This is a genomic window from Nostoc sp. CALU 546 (assembly GCF_048836525.1).
Genome location: NZ_JAWJTF010000401.1, coordinates 1 through 1,587, shown reverse-complemented (window position 1 = coordinate 1,587; position 1,587 = coordinate 1). Strand labels below are relative to the sequence as shown.

The following is a 1,587-nucleotide window of genomic DNA, read 5'->3' as shown; positions in this document are numbered from 1 at the left end:
ATTCCAGCAATGAGAGAGGGCTATGAGGCTTATTATATCTGCATCCTAGTCCTTTTTATAGCCCCGCGAGGTCAGAAGCCCATCGGTTTAATAGCCTTGATGGTGCTAGTAACAATATCAATAACTTTAGCTATTTCTGATAAAAAACCTCCAAAATTCTCATTCTTAATCTTTTTAGCAGCTTCTTGTAGGCTATTTGTGGCACTCAGAATTTGTGAGTAAGAACTATTAACATCGTTATTGAGTATAGAACCTAGTTTTACCCCATCGATCAAACCCTGTAGTTCAATTGCTTTGGTTTCCAACTTGCCCCATTCATCTTTTGCCTGTGTAAATTTTGTGCGATCAATTCTCCCATCGTCACGAGCTTTGCCAGCCTCTTCACTGAGAAATTTAATTGTATTAGTTAGTTGATCATGAATCTCTTTTAAATGATCTATATTTAGTTCAGTAGTCATAAGTCCTCTTTCTTTTATTTACAAACGGTTGACTTGATAATTAATCTTGAATCTCATTAAATAGAGGAGTAACTTTGTCAATGTATTCCTTGGTTACTTTCTTGGCTTGCTTTAACTCTGATGTGGTAATTTCTTGATTCCAAACATCATATTTTTTATCGGTATTTTGAAAACTTAGGCTTTCCTTTTTAGAGCGATATTTATTGCATTTTTGAATTTGGTCTGATGAGAGTTCTTCCCGATCTTTATTGAAAATACGCTTCAATTGGCGGTGAAATTCTGCGGTATAACGAATAGCAGCTACGTAGGCTGATCCCTGTTTTTTACGTTCAATTACCTTGGTAATTTCTGCTCGTTCTTCTGCCTCTAATAAAGTCTGTTGTGTCTGAAGTGCGTTAAAATCTTGTAGATCATCTTCTGGGTTTGATAATTTTAGTAATCTTATATTGACCTCACTTATGTAGAAACCATAATTTTCATGAATCTGCGTAATTTCGTCGTTGAGCAAAGACTTTACATAAGATGACTCAATGAAATCGGACAGTTCAGTAGAATATTTCTGAATATCTTGATCTGTGCAAACAATAGCAACTTTCAAGTTATCTCGCCGAAAATCTGTAACTAGAAGATTAGTAATAAAGTCAGCAATTTTAACCCCTGCTGTGCGAGCATTTTCATCAATATTAAGCTTTCCTAAACCGTCTGAAATTTTATTTAACTGAGGAGTAAAGCCGTTATCATTTTCAGTGGCTAAATTTCCAACTGCCGCAACATAGTTGACTAAAACACTGCCAGCTATTTCAGTATTTTGTGAATTCGGAAGGTAAATTTCGTCGCATTTATCCAAACGATCTTTGCTATTTATTCTACTTTGCTGTGTTCCCAAAGCTTCCCAGGTTGCGGATCGGGCGCAGGAAGCATAAATATCAGCCGATATTGTTTCGTTGGCAATTGCTAAAGATTGGGATAAATCACCAAATGATTTCGCTTCTGATAAGTCTTCTTTTTGGCAACTGCCAAGGATAAATGAAAAGGGAATTAAAGCAAGTAAAACTTTAACTTTAGGTTTCATAAATTGTTAATTAGATACTTTTCTTAAAATTAATTATGACTTGCTACTGCTACATTA

At 35.2% G+C, this 1,587-nt stretch carries 2 protein-coding genes; both read right to left on the bottom strand.

The window, feature by feature from the left end; all coding sequences use genetic code 11:
- Positions 1-71 precede the first annotated feature (71 nt).
- The gene (locus RRG12_RS44030; RefSeq protein WP_420761667.1) at positions 72-458 is read right to left on the bottom strand and encodes a hypothetical protein; all 387 of its coding nucleotides are present in this window, start codon (positions 456-458) and stop codon (positions 72-74) included.
- A gap of 40 nt (positions 459-498) precedes the next feature.
- Positions 499-1,530: a hypothetical protein gene (locus tag RRG12_RS44025; RefSeq protein WP_420761668.1), complete on the bottom strand. Its 1,032-nt coding sequence runs from the start codon at positions 1,528-1,530 to the stop codon at positions 499-501.
- Positions 1,531-1,587: the final 57 nt, after the last annotated feature.

Excerpts from the sequence above, each read along its gene's own strand:
- RRG12_RS44030 (WP_420761667.1), bottom strand. The coding sequence starts at position 458 with ATGACTACTGAACTAAATATAGATCATTTAAAAGAGATTCATGATCAA.
- RRG12_RS44025 (WP_420761668.1), bottom strand. The coding sequence starts at position 1,530 with ATGAAACCTAAAGTTAAAGTTTTACTTGCTTTAATTCCCTTTTCATTT.